Below are 17,960 nucleotides of genomic sequence, written 5' to 3'. Positions count from 1 at the left end.
TATCCCTCCCCTATGGCTGCCCTTTCTGCAAAAGAAACTCCCTCGGCATTGCGTTTTCACATTCGATTGCTAATACGGTATAATCATCTCCAAATTCAGCGATTCGAGCGCTCTCACAATCTCCTTTCAGCAACCAATGTCCTCTCAAAGTGAGCTGTATCGTGGACGGAATGCTTTCAGCATGGATCCAATCTCGGGAATACACACTAACTTCCACTCGGTTGCCATCCGCATCATATTGATCGGATTCGATGCCTTCATATAATCGCAAGTCAGGATCGACTGCGCTTATGATAAGTTCATCGTTTGCTTCCCGAATCATCATCATCGCTGGTGTATCGGTTTGGACAATCCACCCCGTATTAATGCTCGAATGGGCCTCGAACAACGCATAAGCGGTCGTTTGGTTCGCATGATCCTTCACGATATGTGCGTTGCGGTCTTTCTGCAATACGCAATAGGGCGCCGTTTCCAGGCTTTGCATGTGCTGGCTAAATGCTTCGATGCTATCGCGATCTGTTTTCACAAGTATCGTATATTCATAGCTGCCTTGTTTTGGCGCATACCCATGGCCCAGCCAGGCTGTAGCAAAATCTCCCTGCGTATCTACGTCGGTCGCTTGATGTTTGGAATGCTGAGTGTCCTTAGAAATGGACAGCCTTTGTCCCGCTGGGATATAGTAGCCATTCTCCAAGTGATCCAACAGCCATACTGGCTCCTCCAACACTTGCTCATACGCATAGGGAAACTCTTCAATTGGCGTTAGGTCATTGACCCAAATCGGACTCCTCTGATCTGCGAGGTAATTCTGAAACAATGTCGTTTCGGTTGGATTAACCGTATTCGTATTCACAATATCCGAACCCAGACAGATGATACGATTATCAAAAAAGAAGACCGATTTACGCGCACGGTGGCTGCCTTCATATTTGGGATGCTCGTGCAGCTTCATCGCGAACATGCCGCTAAGTCCTTCCAGGTTCAAACCACCCGCATACGTTTCATCCGAAAGCAGCATTTCTTCAAAGCCACTGAATGTATCCACGTTTCGCACGTCTGAGCGCAGTTCTGGTATCGGTTTATGCACTGTCGTTGTTCCCGGCCAGCGGTTCCAATCCCAGCCATCATGATGATACCCGCTGGCCTCATTCGTAATCGGCTCGCCTTGACTCATAATTTGCACATGTCCATGGGAAATGTACCGACCATAGAGGTTCGCGCTGACATACGACTCGTTTGCCCACAAATAACGGCTGTGCCCCCTTGCTCCAACAAGCCATGAGCCTCTGCGATGGATCGCTAGCGCAGCAAAATTCATAGTCCAATGCCCGTTAGGATCCTCTTCGGGTGTAATCCCCCTCGCTAAGAACTGTTCAGCAACTTCTGATTTCTCCTCGTGATGACAAAGTCGTAAATAAGCAGCCGCCACCTCTTGGTCAACCAATTGTAAGCCATCGGGAGTACCCGAGAGTGCCATATATTTGAATGGTTCTACTTCCAATTTCCCTTTCCCTGTAGGATGGCGTGACGACAGACTCACCAGCCATTCGTATTTATTACAGTATAAGCGCATGGCTAGCAAAGCCTTCCGTACAGACTTGTGAGCGAGTCCATCTAGTCTGTATACCGTACCGCTAATCAGATAGACAACTGGCGTAACGCCTAAGAATCCGCCAATGGCATACGCAGGGTAATGGTTAACATGATGGTAGGCAGATCCATCCAATTTGTACGCCGACCTCAGTCCATGTGCGGGTAATAGCGATTGACTGAGCCATTCTCGAAACGCAGTCAGCTCACGTACTTTAAGTGGCGCGTCAGGCATGATAAGTAGACTTGCCAAGATACCTTGCAGTGTTGTGTTGAAAATATCGATATTTCCTTCGATTTCGTGCAATGGCGTATGAATGCGTCCTGCACCGCTGTACCAATACATGGTAAGCTGTGTTCGTTGGAGTCGCTCGGCGAGCTCCAGCTCATCACGCATCAAAAAAACAGCTTGATAGTAGGATCGGAAGTTGTAGCCAAAATGATGGACCGTTCCTTGTGAACTGCCATAGGCCCACCCTTGGTCATGCAGATGATCCAACAAATCGATAAACATCACCTGCAGGTCATATTTCCAACTTAGCTCATCGACCGAGCGATAGCTCATCGCAATATCCAGCATGAAATCTGTGTAAGCAGCTAGTTGTACACTATTTGCCAGCGCTTTCAACCGTTCCTTGTCCGCTTGTGGGTAATGATCAAAGAAAGGAAGCTCAATGGGCCTTCCAGTGATGACATCACCCCTTCGTGAAATTCCGTAGGACGAGAATCTCCCCTTCATTTGCAGGAAATCTTCTTCAGCGACCATTCGAGCTTGAAAGATTAGCTCTTCCAACCGCTGATTCATCACCCCATGCGCCCATTGCTGCTCGGATGAGATCACATCGGGTATTCGATGTCTACGCTCTAGCTCCTCAAAAGCTAGCAAACTCAGCCAATGCGCATTCGCTTTCTGATCGGCCTCCAGATTAACAAACGGCACTTGCTTATCCCGTGTATGGAACCGTGGATCAATTGGCGTGTTCAGCATAAGCTGATTGATGTACAAAGTCCCCGTGCTTACTGTTTTCGGTGCGCGAATGGTCAACGTATCCATCTCGGGATGCGGAACCCCGCGCATATCGCGCTCATACGCAACCCAAGCTGTTCGCCATCCGCGGAAATTAAGGTGAAACTCAAACTCACAATCGACCTCCTCTTGACGTCCCAATTGAAAGGTAAGCACATCGGCTAGGGGTTCATTGTTATAGATCCATACCACAAACGAATCGCGCTCCTGGCTGGCCGCCCCCTCTTGAAATGGACGATACTCAACACGCTCGGTCAATCTTAAGTAGGAATGGGAACGATACGTCCATTGCAGACTATGGCTACCGTATTTGTAATGTAGATCACTTATCGATAAGTCAGAATCTTCATCCCATCCGAGCTGTTGCGGAATGTCATGATCAAAAGAAAATATCTTCATATCTGCTCCCCTTGTTGTGCTTTGTAATGAGATCTTTGTAATGATGTCTTTGTAATGAGAAAAGAAAGACCATCCCTTCGTCCTTAGACTATGGAACAGTCTTCCCTGTCGTTGTTCAAGAGAAGCGACAGTCGTTATTTCGTAGCTTCATAACGGTCATAAACGGTTTGATAAATTTTCATCATTTTATCAAGGCCCATTTCGTTCAGCTTCTTCACGTAGTCGTCCCACTCTTTATCAATACCGCCGGACATCATCCATTTCGCATACATTTTAGCAACATACGCATCAACATCCGTTAAATAACGAGAAATTTGATCATTTTCTTCTGCCGTGAAATAAGCTTTCGGGAACGCATCATTCACAAGAAACGGCGCATACACGCTATCAATGTCAATTTTGGTCCGTTTACCGGATGATGGAGCAACAGCCATGTCAGCAATCGCTTTCGTAGTGGCCCACACAGAGTACGCCGTAGGAGGAACTTGTTTGAAATCATCCTCATTCGCCCCTTGCGGAAGGTTCACAACATCATATTTGCCATCTGTACGTTCTTTTAAGCTTTGGCCACCAATGACACCTCTGCTTAACTGTAAGGAATTCTTCGAATCATACATGTTATCAATCCAACGCATCGTTGCTTCTGGGTTCTTGTTTACATTTGTAATCGCAAAGGAACCTCGAAGTAGAATGCCCGCCGGATACTCCGCCCACACTTGCTTCTGACCATTTGGTCCTTTCAGTGGCGGCAGTGAGACGTAATCTTGATTGGCTGGATTCCAGTCAAAAGCAACACCGACAATCCCTTTTGCCGTTTTGGCATTAAATACCTTCGCATCCTGCGTGAAACTCTCCTGATCAATTAAGCCTTCGGTGATCAATTTGTTCACATACTGAATAGCTTCTTTGTATGCTGGCTGCACAGCTGTGTAAATCACTTTGTTATTCACAACGGACAGGTGATTGTTACCGGATTTATGAACATCGCGATCGATCTGACCGAAAGCGCCGAATAACGAATTGATGTCGTTATTCCAATTTTGCAGGAAGGACATCGGGATCTGATCCTTCTTATTATTGCCGCCAATATCGTTCTCTTTGAACGCCTTCAACGTTTTATACAATTCGTCTGTCGTCGTCGGCATTGGAAGTTTTAACTCATCTAACCACTTCTTGTTGATAAACATCGTTGATTTCGTTCGTGAATAGGTTTCATCAATCGTCGGCAGCGAGTAAATATGACCGTCTGGCGCCGTCAATTGCTTTCTATAAACCGGATTATCCTGCAGCAGCTTCTTCAAATTCGGTGCATAGGTATCGATATAACCTTCCAATGGGATGAGAATCCCTTGCGAACCATATTTAACAACGTCGGTATCTTCGTTCAAAATACCATGGGCATAGAAAGCGTCAGGCAGCTCACCACCGGCGAATAACAGGTTTTTCTTTTCCTGCCAGCTGCTTCCCGGGGTAAGATTCCAATTAATATGGATGTTCGTTTTCGCTTCAATATCCTGAAAAAACTTATAATCATTCAAATCTTTCCCTGACGGTGGTTTGAAAGCTGCAATGTTTAATGTGAGCTTCTCTTTGGCAATGGGAAAATCGGTTGCGTTCAGATTACTTGGCACTTGCGACTTCGTCTGTTTCTCATCAACGGTTGCAGCTTGCTTGTCTCCACAGCCTGCTAGTCCAACAGCCAAACTTAATGTTAATGCAATTGTCCCTATTGATCCTTTACGATTCATATGTGAGCACCTGTCCCTTCGAATAGTTCATCTCTTATCCTTTTAACGACCCCACTAACGCACCTTTAACAAAATATCTCTGAAGAAACGGGTACAAGATCATCATAGGTAAACTAGAGACAATGATAATGGCGTATTTCATAAGTTCTAGCTTCTTCTGCTGCTCTTGTGAGCCGTCCATTAGATTCTGTAAATCAGAGCCTTCATTCATAATTAAAATGTTCCGTAAAATAATCTGCAGGGGCTGCAAGGCATTGCTTTTCAGATAGATCAACGCCTGGAAATAGGAATTCCAATGGCCTACGGCATAGAATAGCACCATCACCGCCACAATCGGCATCGCCAGCGGTATCGCGATTTTCACAAAAAACTTCGTATTCGAACAGCCATCAATCATCGCCGATTCAAGCACCTCAGCAGGCACATTGGATTGAAAAAAGGTCCGGACAATGATGACATTAAACACGGAAACCGCATTGGGAAGGATCATCGCCCACGTTGTATTTAATAAACCGAGGTCTTTCACTAGCAGGTAAGTTGGGATCAGCCCGCCTCCAAAGAACATCGTAAACACGAGTAGGAACATAAATACATTGCGTCCGACCAAATCGGATCTAGACAGTGCATAACCAGCCATCACCGTCAGTACAACATTTAGTGTGGTACCAGTAACTGTATACCATAATGAATTTTTAAATCCCGTCCAGATGGTGGCATCGGAGAATAGCCTTTTGTAGCCATCCCATGTCACTTGTTCAGGTAAAAACAACAGTTTCCCGGCGTACACCACGTCCGGATTCGTCACGGAAGCCGTTACTACGAAATAAAGCGGATAGACAACAAGTAGGAGCAAGATGATGATCAACGAATAATTAATCACGTCGAACGTCCAATCCGCCTTATTTTTAGCCACCTTCATACATTTCCCTCCTTTCTTTTACCATAGGCTCGATTGTTTTAACGATTTGGCAATTTGGTTTACGCTCAGCAATAAGATGAAGTTGATGACCGTATTAAACAAACCAATTGCCGAAGAATAGCTGTACTGCGCTTGGACAAGTCCTGCTTTATACACGTACGTCTGGATTGTTTCCGAAGAATCGATATTTAATTGGTTTTGCATCAAATACACTTTCTCGAAACCCACGCTCATCATATGACCCATGTTCATAATCAGCATAATAATGACCGTCGGCAAGATTGCTGGGATATCAATGTGGAACACGCGCTGAAGCTTCGATGCTCCGTCAACCACCGCTGCCTCGTGATATTCCGGATTGACAGCCGTCAGTGCTGCCAGATAGATGATCGTTCCCCAGCCGATATTTTGCCAAATCCCAGAGAAAACGAACACCGTCTTAAACCATTCTGGACTGCCCATAAAGAAGATCGGCTCAATATGGAACATACCGAGCAGGCTATTCACTGCGCCTGTTTTGGGAGATAAGAGCAAATACACAATCCCGGCAACAACCACGGTGGAAATGAAATGCGGTGCATATGTAACCGTTTGCACGAAGCGTTTAAATCGCTCATTGGTCAATTGATTAATCATTAACGCGAGAATGATCGGTGCAGGAAACGCCACGAGCAGTTCATATACACTAATCCCAAGCGTGTTTCTAATGATCGTTCCCAATTGATACGATTGAAAGAAGCGCTCGAAGTTATCGAAGCCCACCCACGGACTGCCCATAATCCCTTTAATGGGATTGAAGTTTTTGAATGCAATCTGCACACCGTACATCGGGATATAGTGAAAAATAATAAAGTAGGCCAATGTCGGCAGCAGAAGCAAATATAAATCGTAGTTACGTACAATTCTTTTTACTAACATGTTGGATTCACCTCCACGGCATCTGATTTCGTCTTGAAGTTATTGGCGTGTTCACTTGTGTGTATCCGCCTTCATAACGTCATTTAATCATCAGCATGGCCGTCGGTAAATAAGTGAGATCGCTAATCCGACTATGCGAAATCTATATAGGGCCTGCTTACCTCCCCCATGTGTCAAATCTGAACCGCACATATGCGATTTCAAGCAACAACCTCTTACTTATTTTGCTTCCGATATTCCCCAGGCGTTAAGCCTACTTGTTGTTTGAACTTACGGATAAAACTAGAGACATCATAATAGCCGATCTGCTGCACAATGTCCTTCACGGAGCTGTTCTCGTTGCGAAGCATCCGTTTCGCTTGTTCAATCCGAACCTCATTCAAATAATCCATGACGGTTCGGCCTGTCTGCTCTTTGTAATAACGGCTCAAATAGGACAACGATATCGAAAAGTGCTCGGCGATCTTTTGTACGGAGAAATCATAATCACTATAGGATTGCAAAATATAGTGATGAATTTGGCCAATCATGATGGCAGGTGATGCCTGCTTAGGTTCTTCCAGGGCTTGACATAACGTTGTGCATGCTCCGATAAGTAAATCGGCAATGTCATCCAATGTGGTATAGTCGGTCAACGTTAGGATATCGGGCATGTTATCACTTACGTTTCCTGGATGTCTTGTTTCCATAAACGAAATAAATAGGCGATTCATGTCATAACACAGCTCTTTCGCGATGAACAACGTCATGCCGCTTTGCTTTATTTTCAAAGCCATTTGTTGAACACCCGCTGTGATCCGCGCAGTATCCCCCTGTTGCAGCAACCTATCCAATTCGTCGAGCATACGTCTAGGATTCAGCAGATCCGCTTGATCATGTGCCATCAAATCTTCGAAGAAGATCACGTGCTGATTGCCTTTGATCATTTTATAATCAATTGCTGTTGAGGCTTCCAAATAGGAACGTCCGACTTGCGTAAGCTCCTGATAACTATGTCCGATTCCCATCGTGATCGGCACATCCAACACTGTACTTATCTGTCCATGTAGATGATTCAACCACGCTTTCCGATCCATTCCGGCATCTCGCCATGACAAAATGAAAATCACTCTGCTTGCTTCCAAGCTCATCTTCACATGCCCGACGACATCTTCCCCGAACTGCCGCTCTACTTCTGCAATTAGCATTTCCTTATAAAACGCTTGGGAAACAGGGACTTCTAAGATCATCACGGTGAGATTGGCAAAAGGGAACATCACGCCAACTTCCTCGCCCCGCTCGTTTACCTCGTCTAGCGTTAGAAATTCCCCATTTAGTAAGCTGCCGAGCAAATGGTCCTTGATGGCGGACCGATTCTCTTCCAATTTGCGGCCTAATGTCTGATTGGAATGGGCTATATCATAGATAGCACTGCCAATCGCTTCGAATAGGTTCGTCCTCTGAAGCGATTGACCGCGCAGCGTCTCGACAAGATGGGCTAACTTTTTAACTGGATTATAATTCAATACCATGACCAGATAAACGAACCCGCAGCCTATGATTCCAATAATAAACAAGCAAATAATCCACTTCCAGATGACTTCTTTAACAGGGGCTACGACAGCAGCATGGGGCAGCATCGTGACATATGTCAGACCGCTTTGCGTTGATTTTTGTACCGAGATGACATATTTTTTGTGCTGTAATACCTGAATATGATTTTTATTGTCCCCCTTCACAATTTGCTTGTAAAAGCCTTCGGATTTCAAGATCTCCTCTTGTTTATAGGCGGAAATGACCCGTCCATTCTGATCAAATACAATCGCGTTACCGTTCTGTAAAAGCAAATCCGGATTCAACCCTTTGAGTAAAGAATCTTCTTTCAGCTCAAACAAGACAGTCCCATACGGTTTCTGATTGCGAATCGGAATTGGCACCAGATAAGAAATCAACCTTTGGACGGGTAGCCCATCCATCCGAACATCTTCTGCCGGCCGAAGCATCGTGGAGGTAATCTGGTTCAGATCATGATAAAATTGTTCCTCCTTCCACTCAGCGAAATGGTAAAAGCTGTCCACATAGTCTTTCACTTTATAGGTACTTAACGAGGAATATAACTTCTCCGAGCCGCGAACATGAAGTACAATTTCACGAATACTGTCATCTACAGCCATGCCTGCCAATATCTTTTTCCCTTGATACTCACTAAACATATCCTGTGACAGGGTGTACGGTGACAACTCGGGAGATTCCGTAATCTGAATCGCTAGCTTATTCATCAGAATAAGTTTGTTATCCACCTCATTTTGGAGGGAATTCAGCAATGCTTGATTGTTTCTCTCCATTTCGTCCCCGACAATTGTGGTTAGTTGGTAATACCCCGTAATCCCCAATAAAAGAAGGGGTACAAAGAGCAGCAAAATAAACGAAAGCAAATAGCGATTAAAGACGGTCATTACCTTCCGTCGGCGTAGCGTAGCATTCATCATCATTTCGTTCATCCTTTGGGGTTGAGATATGAGTTCATCTGCAGGACACGTTCCATCTAACTTTCATTTCATTATGCATACTTTACCCCTCATCCAACAGGTGAATGTTTTATACCCCTTTACAGGTGACAATTGGGCTGATGGGATAAATAACGTTACGGGATAACGCTAATTCGTGCTAATGGACGACCAGCCGAACAATAACGTTATGCGATAACGCTAAACGCTCCAAAATCGAAGTTTCCTGCGTATTTCAACGCTTTAGCGTTATACCATCACTTTATTTCCAGTAAAAATGAAAAAACACGCAAGATAAGATGATGTCATCACCTTATCTTGCGTGGTCTTTATTTACTTTTCCAACGTATATATATGCCTCGACTTCTGGGACTGGCCCTTATGCGTTTACTTCGTATTCCGTTCGTACCAGTAACCTGGAATCCCCCGCTCCATCCGCATTAAGGCTTCCAAATAGTAATAATCGCCCCAAATCATATAGTCATCTAAGCCGTTATTACCTCGCACATGATAGGAACCATGCTTCAGCAACCCTTCCGCTTCTTCGCCAATGGTTGCATACTTGTTCACAAGGGAATGCATCGTTTGATCCAGTCCCTGCTTGATCCAGCTGTGATCCACATCATCTTCCGAGATCAAATCCAACAGCTCCAGCATTCCGCATGCCGTGATCGCCGACGCTGAGCTATCGCGACTTGTATTCTCCTCAATCGGCACGTTGAAGTCCCAGTATGCCACATGATCTTCGGGTAAATGATTGAGGAAGTACTTTAACAACCGCTTCGCCGTTTTCAAGAACGCAGGATCCTTGGTGTAACGGTATGAAAGCGCAAATCCGTAAATTCCCCACGCTTGTCCACGCGTCCAAGTCGAGCCATCCGTATAACCTTGGTGGGTGCCACCGCCAAGCGGGTTTCCGGTCTCCTTTTGAAAATAAAACGTATGATAAGAAGAATCATCGCCACGCACCAGATACCGTCTGGACAGCTCAGCCTGCTTGTAAGCGACTTCGGCATAGTGGGATTGGCCAGTGACTTCGGAGGCCCAATAAAGCAAAGGCAAATTCAACAAGCAATCAATAATGATCCGGCCGCCATTCTTCTCATCGTTCTCCGGTCCCCATGCTTGTAAAAAGCCACCTTGCTCACGCCATCTGCCGAGCAAATGATCCGCCGCCTGCAAGGCAAGCTCACGTGCGCTTTCATTCTTCTCTACGATCCATCCGGCTAGTGCGGACAACCCGTACAGAAAGCCAATATCGTGATGCTCTAAGCATATTTTCGCTTCCAGCCGCTGTTTAAAATCAGCAATTTGTTGGTTCGCTTGCCCTTGAAAAAAGTCATCTTGACTGTACTCATAGCTGAGCCAAGTTAGTCCTGTATGAAACCCTTCAATCCAATCCTCATTCGCGGACCATGCATAGCGTTTCTCATTCGTAATATGTGGGAAAGTACCTGGATGCTGTTCCAAATTCTTGCGAACTTTCCCGATTGCGTCTTCAATTGCCTCACGCCACATTCTTGTCATCCTCCCTTAAGCCAGTTCAAACTGATCTTGTGTCCGATCTAACCAAGCTTGTAATTCTTCTTCTAAAGCTAGGAATAGCTCCATCTGCGGTCGTTCCTTTAAGATGACAGGTTCGAGCTGATACGGATCCTTGGCATGATCATAAAATAACCGTTGTATCTCAGCGCCAGGCGCATAACCTTTATGCACGACATAGGTGTACTGACTTGTGCGGATTCCCCGCCAACCATATCTCCGATTGTCTAAACCAGCGGAGGCGAACAGCTCCATCGCATCCTTCCTTCCAGGGAAAGCGCAGATGAAAGCAGAAGATATGTCTGTATAGCTCGTTCCGAGAAGATCACCAGACAGATCGAGTCCTTCAACTGTCGTTGGAACGGGAACGCCGAGAAGCCCGAGCAGCGTAGGCATAATATCCACACTATTAAAAAGCACATCCGTACTTCCCTGCTCAATCGTCCCTTTCCAGCTCATCACACAAGGAATTGCAATGGACTCCTCATGCCAGGAATGCTTCGCCATTAGACCGTGTGAACCCATAAGCTCACCATGATCCGATGAGAGTACGATCAGCGTGTTCTCTGCGATGCCTAGATCCTGAACCTCTCGCCAAATCCGGCCGAACTGTTCATCCATGCCCGATACCGCAGCGAAATAATCGCGCGTGTACCGAAGCAGCGCCTCATCCCCGCTCTTAAAGGGCTCACCTGTATGCGCAGCCAGCTGCTCCGAGCTTACATTCGGACGCAAGCTCAGCTCCCTCCCGTGATATAGCTCCTTGTAGCGTTCAGGTACAAGCTCGAAGGGGCTATGCGGTGGATTCCAGGAGACGAATAACGCAAACGGATCCGATTGTTCCTTCCCTTTAGCCCGGATAAAGTCCAGCGCCACATCCGTCTCATGCTCCAAGGACCATTGATCGACTTGAATCATCTCCGGCGTGTCTTTCCAATAATGCGGCTTGAGATGATGATCGTACGCACCGTAAGAATACCAGAAATCAAAGCCGTGCCGTTTCGGCCCCGGCGGTGTATAAGCATCCCACTCGCGTGCACCGGATTCTGGCTCTGGACATTCATTCTGCTCAGGCACATCCAGATGCCATTTGCCAATATACCCTGTTTGATACCCCGCAGCTTTCAGCGCATCTCCAACACCTACTTCATCAGGACTCAGCATAATGTCTGCACCATTTTTACAATTCGTATAGACGCCCGTCGATTGCGGATACTTGCCAGTCATGAGCGCCGCCCGGTGCGGCGAGCACAGTGGCGTACAAGAGAGCGCATGATTAAATACCAGACTCTCCTGTGCAAACTGGTCGATATTCGGCGTGATAACGGGATCTTCACCCACGAACCCAACAGCCTGCTTACGCCATTGATCCGCAAACATATAAATGATATTTGGCTTCATGTCGGGCTCACCCTTTCACCGCTCCTGCGGAAATCCCTTCAACGAAATGGTCTTGAGCCATAAAGTAAATGAGAATAGTTGGAATAATCGCGCATACTGCCGCTGCCATTAACGGGCCGTACTCTGTAGCATGTTCCGATTGGAAATGCTGCATACCCAGCTGAAGCGTAAACAAACTATCCGAATTCAAGTAAATCAGAGGACCGAGGAAATCGTTCCACGCATGCATAAATGTGAAAATCGTCAAGCTCGCAATCGCCGGCCGAATCAACGGTAGAATGACCCTTGCATAAATACCAAACTCACTCAGCCCGTCAATTCTAGCCGCCTCCGAGAGTTCTTCTGGGATAGACATAAAAAATTGTCTAAACAAAAACACACCGAATGGACTAAAAGCCCCTAGAAGAATCAACGCCCAATGTGAATCCATAAGCCCAATTTTTTTCATTAACATGAACTGTGGAATCATCATGACCTGATAGGGTACCATCATCGTCGCCACATATAGGAAAAACAATTTATCCCGTTCCGGGAATTTCACTTTGGCAAATGCGTACGCTGCCGTGGAACATGTAATAATTTGCAGCAGCGTGGTCAGTACAGCAATTTTAATCGTATTCAAGTAGTAGGTGAAAAATGGTAGCTCGGTCCACACTTTGCTATAATTCGACCAATAAAACTGGCTCGGTATCCACTGAATGGGGAAGCTAAATATTTCCGCCTCTGACTTCACGGATGCCGAAAGCATCCAAAGGAAAGGTACAACCATGGACAAGGCTACAGCAGTCACGACAAGATATACCACTGTTTTTCTAATTACTCCGCCAATCTGTGGACGTCTCGACAGCCTCATTGTTATCTGGCTTGATTCTAATTGCATACTACTCATGCCGGTTCCTCCTGTCTCTCATCCAATCCACTCGCTAGGAATAGTTCACCCAACGTTTTTGTCCTCTAAATTGAATCAGCGTAATAATTAGAATAATGGTGAACAGCACGTAAGCCATTGCCGAGGCATAGCCATACTCAAAGCGTTGAAAAGCCGTGTAATAAATATCGTAAACCAACATGTGCGTTGAACGGCCTGGTCCGCCTTTGGTTAAAACGAACACCAGATCGAAGACTTTGAACGAATTGATAATGCCCATAATGACGGTAAAGAAAATGACAGGAGACAGCATAGGAATTGTAATATTACGGAATTGCTTTACTTTGCCTGCGCCATCAATTTCAGCCGCTTCATAGAGATCCTTAGGAATTCCTTGTAAGCCAGCTAAATAGAGCACCATGTAATAACCGATGGAATGCCAAATACTGACGATAATAACCGAAGCAAGCGCCCATTGTGTGGAAGCAAGCCAAGTAGGTGGATGATCAATTCCGATGCTTCTTAGCACCCCATTGATGGGACCCATAGTGGGATTATAAAGCAGCTGCCACACGACCGCTACGGCAATCGTCGCTGTAATGTGCGGCAGGAAAATCGCCGTCCGAAATATTTTAACGCCTCTCAAACCTTTATTGAGGGCGACTGCTGCCAATATCGCAAGAAGCAATGTCACCGGTACGGAGACCGCCGTCATGATTAAACTGTTGAACAGGGAGATACGAAACGTTTCATCACGCCATAAGTGAATATAATTCGATAGGCCAGCCCATTTAATTTCACCAAACCCATTCCATTCTGTAAAGCTCATGAGGAAGGAAGCGCAAACCGGTATGCAAATGAAAAGTAAAAATCCAAGTATATTGGGAAGTAGAAATGTATACCCTGTCAACCGATTGCGTCGTAGTGCTTTGCTTGAATTCTTCATCTGCTTCACCCCTATCAAAGCAATCGAGCTTCACCTTCATTCGGCGAAGCCCGACTGTCTTTGTTCTTATTCCTTAGTTCTTGCCTGCTTTGTAATCCTTCGCATATTTATCTGCCCACTCTGTAGCAACGCGCTGACCTATCTTTTGAATCGCTTGATCAACGGATTGTGCGCCAGTTAGCGCCATTTCTCCCTCTTGCTTGTAGACGCTGTTTACCAAGATGTTCTTCACCCCTGGTAGCAACGGATATTCAGGATATTCTTTTTGTTCCACGAAATAATGGATGTTTTTCGGCTTTAAGCTGCCGTCCCCAATATAGGTCTTGCGAATATCATCATTGATAAAGCCTGTTAGGAAGCCTTTGGCAGCAAATTGTTTCGCGCCTTTGGCACCCGTCATGAACTGAACCACTTTGAACGCTTCTTCTTTATGTTTGGAGTTCTTACTAACCATCAAAGATACTGGTGTCGCTAAGCTAGTGTTCGCAGCTACACCTTCTGGATGAGGAATAGGTACAACATCCCAATCAAACTGATTTTCTTCTCTACTTCAGCTTGTCTAAGCTGTGCAACATGCCAATCCCCGATGAGATTCATCGCCACATTGCCTTTTTGGAAAGCAGCGTTGTAATGAGCGGACGTTGTAATTTGCTCTGCCCAGCCCATGATTGAACCATCTTTTTCCATGTCCATACGGAATTGAAGTCCCTTTTTGAATGCGGATAAGTCTTTATCGATAATGGAAGCCCCGGCTTGAACGCCTTGCATATACCACGTTTGTGCCCATGGATGTACGAAAGCCCCATACACTTTATTCGAGCCCTCGCCTTTTGTCATCTTTTTCGCCAGTTCCCGGAAATCGTTCCACGTCATATCCGCTTTCGGATACGTAACGCCAGCTTGGTCGAATAATGTTTTGTTGTAAAAGAGGATCCAATTGGATTTCCGATACGGAAGTCCGAACACTTTATCATTTACTTTTAATGCATCGTACAATGGCCCGTATCCGGATACATCTACATTTGCTTTTTTCACATAATCATCTAAAGGCTCTAAGATACCCGTGTCCAAGAACACGTCCATCGTGCCCCCGAACAAATCCATATTCTCACCAGATGAAAGCTGCATGCGAAGCTTCTCATAGTACTGTGCTTGTGGAATGGTTTCGAATTGCACTTGAATATTCGGATTCTCTTTGCTAAACTCCGCATAAGCCGTTTTGAACGTTTCCAAATCATCCGGAAGGACCGTTGCCCTCAAATTAACTGGTGCTGATTTGGCATCCGGCGACGTTGTGTTTTTATCTCCTGTTGTGGTCCCAGCGGATCCGCATCCTGCCAGCAATCCTAACAGTACTGTACCGGTTACACCGAGCTGTAATTTTTTTTTCATTGGACACTCACCCTTTTTTTGATATGATTTGTTTGCGTTTTCTTAATTTGAATTATACGTACATGCCACAGAGTCAGACAGATGAATGTTTTATTCCCCCATTTGGCAATGAGAAGGATGTGATCCCATGCTGTTCGTTACCTTAGTCCTGCTTATTTTCACGATATTGTTCACGTATAAAAAGCTAAATCATGCCTCTACTCGCTTCATGTATGGCATCATCATCGGCTGGGTGCTTTCGTTCGTATCCTTCATGTTGTACCTAAGTAAATTCAATTATTACTACAATGTCATTCAAGGGTTCTTTGATTTCAGCCCTGGCACTTGGAATTATTTGGTATTAACCAAATTCAACCCTAACTGGCTCATTCGCATGCTGAACGTCGGTGTCGGACTGTTTTACTGCTCCTTGCTTGGCTTCGCGGTGGCCTTCACCCGCAGTCTCAGCCTGTCGAAGCAGCGTTTGGTTTATGGCGGCATCTCCCTCTTTTTTATCGTGGAGACGTTGTACTATGATCCTGTTTTTCATATCTACTTGAGCCATTGGATGGATAGTCTTGTCGTCCTTAACGCGATCGAAACAGCCTTAACGTGCCTTCGTTATCTCATACTTTTTGTTGCTTTTGGCGTACTTTTCAACTACTATTTGAATTATCCAAAAATTAAATTCATTAAAAATCTAACCCTGTATCATGTTCTGCTTTTTATTCCGCTCGTCGTCATCCATCTATTCATTTTCTCATGGGCCCCCAAAGTATTGGTTAAAGAAACATATTTGAAGGGTTATTTCAACTATCTGCAGCCTCCTCTTGGCTATCAGTCGATTCTACTCCCTGTGTTTCCATTTGCCATCTATTTAACCCTAATCTTGATGATTTACTTCGTTTACAAATTTAATGCCATTGAGAATTACCGTAAAAACCGTGATATTCAAATTAATAAAAGCCTCGACACGGCTACGCTCGGAACGCGCGCTTTTACACATGCACTCAAGAATCATTTGATTGGCATTCAGTCCGAGGCTGCTTATTTGAAAGAGCGTCATCAGGCAGACAGTGAGTCGCTGTATAGTCTCAACCTTATTTTACAATCGTCGCAGACAGCACTCTCCAGCATAAACGACGCCGCAGATAAATTAAAAAATATGAACCTGAATCTCCAACCGATGTCCATCGATCTTCCCGTTCAAACGGCTATTGCTCGGTTAAGCGAGCAAGCTAGCAGCTGCCAAGTCGAATATTCGCCTGGCACGCAGCACACGATCAGCTATATGGATTTCGCTCATTTGACCGAAGCTATCTATAACCTGCTCCTCAATGCCAGCGAATCCCTGCAGTTCCGAGAGGATGGACGCATTGTGGTCGAACGGAGCCAGCAGAACGGCTGGGCGCTTTTGCGAATTTCCGATAACGGTCCTGGCGTGCCTGAGGAACATTTGGAAGCCATTTTCGATCCATTTTTCACGACAAAAGCTTCGGTTAATAATTGGGGAATCGGCTTGTCTTATTGTCATAAAATCATTCTAGGCCACGATGGTAAGATTGTCGTAGAAAGCAAGAAAGACGTCGGGACATCCTTTACGGTGTTCCTGCCGATCATCTAGAGGAATGGACAGCTGATGAAAGGGGAACCTGCACAATGACACAACAACCAATCCGCATTCTCATCGCCGATGATATGGAAGCCCACCTCAGAAGGCTGGAAAGAACATTCGCCAAATATGATGATTTTACTTGTGTTGCCCGTGCTTCAACGGGACACGATGCCGTTATTCAAGCAGCGCTTCATCAACCGAATGTGATTCTCATGGATATCGAGATGGAGTCTCAGTTTGCTGGCATTCAAGCGGCTAAATTAATTAGCGAAAAGTACCCGCAGATGAAAATCATCGTACTCACCGTTCACAAGGATGAGAACTTCATCTTTGCAGCCTTCCAAACAGGCATTACGGACTATTTGCTTAAAAACGCTGCTGACGTTGAAATCGTGGAGGCCGTGCGTGCCGCTTATATGAATGCTTCTCCCATTCGTCCCATGATCGCTGAGAAAATTCGTGAGGAATTTGCTCGGGTGAAGCGAGCCGAAAGCTCCCTGCTGAACATTATTCAGATCATATCCGAGCTAACGCCCAGCGAATTACAAGTGCTACGCTTACTGTGCGAAGGCAAGAAGCGGAAACAAATTGCTGAGGAGCGCTGCGTGGAATATGAAACGATCAAAAAACAAATCAACTCCATTCTCAAAAAATTCCAAATGTCCGATTCGGCATTAGTCATCCAAACAATAAACGATTTACGCATTTTCGAGGTAATGAAGAAGCTCTAGTCTAGGTTCGATTCATCGTAAGAAAAACCGTCAGATCAATTTGAACTGACGGTCCTTTTTATTTTTGCTAAGAAACAAGGCTGTTCCGTCCTCGGAAAGTCAGAATCTAAAAAAGGATGCGAATATACATCTTTTTCCACTAGAGAAGTCGTAGTCTAATAGCAAAGATGCAATTATGCATCTTTTCCCACCATATTTACCCTTTTTATGGAATATCGCTAAATAAGGATGTATTTTCGCAGCAATTCCTCAATAAACGGTCTATTCTCCTTAAAAAAGATGTATTTTCTCCTAGGCCCCCTAATGAAACTGGAGTCTTCCTACCCATTTTATTAGAATAGGGATAAGGGAGATGATCCGGTATGGGGAAAAGGTTAAAAGAAGAAGAGCGTCTTAAAA

At 45.3% G+C, this 17,960-nt stretch carries 13 protein-coding genes; 2 read left to right on the top strand and 11 right to left on the bottom strand.

Translation table 11 applies throughout. The features are described 5' to 3' along the window. Positions 1-10: 10 nt before the first annotated feature. The 11 genes from AC58QT_RS15330 to AC58QT_RS15280 all read right to left on the bottom strand — a co-directional run bounded on the left by AC58QT_RS15330 (position 11) and on the right by AC58QT_RS15280 (position 15,236). Positions 11-3,016, bottom strand: coding sequence for a chondroitinase family polysaccharide lyase (locus AC58QT_RS15330; protein WP_497409744.1), 3,006 nt, complete (start codon positions 3,014-3,016; stop codon positions 11-13). 134 nt (positions 3,017-3,150) lie between these two features. Then, positions 3,151-4,764 (bottom strand): type 2 periplasmic-binding domain-containing protein, encoded by a 1,614-nt coding sequence (locus tag AC58QT_RS15325; RefSeq protein WP_497409743.1) that lies wholly within the window; start codon positions 4,762-4,764, stop codon positions 3,151-3,153. A gap of 34 nt (positions 4,765-4,798) precedes the next feature. Continuing rightward, positions 4,799-5,683 carry a carbohydrate ABC transporter permease gene (locus tag AC58QT_RS15320; protein WP_497409742.1) on the bottom strand — a complete coding sequence of 295 codons (885 nt, stop codon included), beginning with the start codon at positions 5,681-5,683 and terminating at the stop codon, positions 4,799-4,801. An 18-nt stretch (positions 5,684-5,701) separates the two neighbouring features. Then, on the bottom strand, positions 5,702-6,601 hold the full coding sequence (locus AC58QT_RS15315; RefSeq protein ID WP_497409741.1) for an ABC transporter permease: 900 nt from the start codon (positions 6,599-6,601) through the stop codon (positions 5,702-5,704). 215 nt (positions 6,602-6,816) lie between these two features. Further along, positions 6,817-9,072: a helix-turn-helix domain-containing protein gene (locus AC58QT_RS15310; protein WP_497409740.1), complete on the bottom strand. Its 2,256-nt coding sequence runs from the start codon at positions 9,070-9,072 to the stop codon at positions 6,817-6,819. Between the two features lie 402 nt (positions 9,073-9,474). Continuing rightward, on the bottom strand, positions 9,475-10,605 hold the full coding sequence (locus AC58QT_RS15305) for a glycoside hydrolase family 88 protein (protein ID WP_497409739.1): 1,131 nt from the start codon (positions 10,603-10,605) through the stop codon (positions 9,475-9,477). 15 nt (positions 10,606-10,620) lie between these two features. Beyond that, positions 10,621-12,030, bottom strand: coding sequence for a sulfatase family protein (locus AC58QT_RS15300; RefSeq protein WP_497409738.1), 1,410 nt, complete (start codon positions 12,028-12,030; stop codon positions 10,621-10,623). 7 nt (positions 12,031-12,037) lie between these two features. Next, the gene (locus AC58QT_RS15295) at positions 12,038-12,919 is read right to left on the bottom strand and encodes a carbohydrate ABC transporter permease (protein WP_497409737.1); all 882 of its coding nucleotides are present in this window, start codon (positions 12,917-12,919) and stop codon (positions 12,038-12,040) included. Positions 12,920-12,953: 34 nt separating this feature from the next. After that, positions 12,954-13,844 carry a carbohydrate ABC transporter permease gene (locus AC58QT_RS15290; RefSeq protein WP_497409736.1) on the bottom strand — a complete coding sequence of 297 codons (891 nt, stop codon included), beginning with the start codon at positions 13,842-13,844 and terminating at the stop codon, positions 12,954-12,956. Between the two features lie 73 nt (positions 13,845-13,917). Continuing rightward, positions 13,918-14,355 carry a hypothetical protein gene (locus tag AC58QT_RS15285; RefSeq protein WP_497410030.1) on the bottom strand — a complete coding sequence of 146 codons (438 nt, stop codon included), beginning with the start codon at positions 14,353-14,355 and terminating at the stop codon, positions 13,918-13,920. Then, on the bottom strand, positions 14,334-15,236 hold the full coding sequence (locus AC58QT_RS15280; protein WP_497409735.1) for an ABC transporter substrate-binding protein: 903 nt from the start codon (positions 15,234-15,236) through the stop codon (positions 14,334-14,336). Before AC58QT_RS15280 ends, AC58QT_RS15285 begins: the two co-directional genes overlap by 22 nt. Before the next feature lie 127 nt (positions 15,237-15,363). Between AC58QT_RS15280 and AC58QT_RS15275 the strand changes: the two genes are divergently transcribed. Next, the gene (locus AC58QT_RS15275) at positions 15,364-16,839 is read left to right on the top strand and encodes a sensor histidine kinase (protein ID WP_497409734.1); all 1,476 of its coding nucleotides are present in this window, start codon (positions 15,364-15,366) and stop codon (positions 16,837-16,839) included. 35 nt (positions 16,840-16,874) lie between these two features. Next, a complete protein-coding gene (locus AC58QT_RS15270) occupies positions 16,875-17,561 on the top strand; it encodes a response regulator (protein ID WP_497409733.1) in 687 nt (228 codons plus the stop codon). Positions 17,562-17,960: the final 399 nt, after the last annotated feature.

This window comes from Paenibacillus sp. J31R109, from assembly GCF_059692055.1.
The sequence above is the reverse complement of the archived record's forward strand: the minus strand, read 5'-3'. Positions and strand labels throughout refer to the sequence as shown.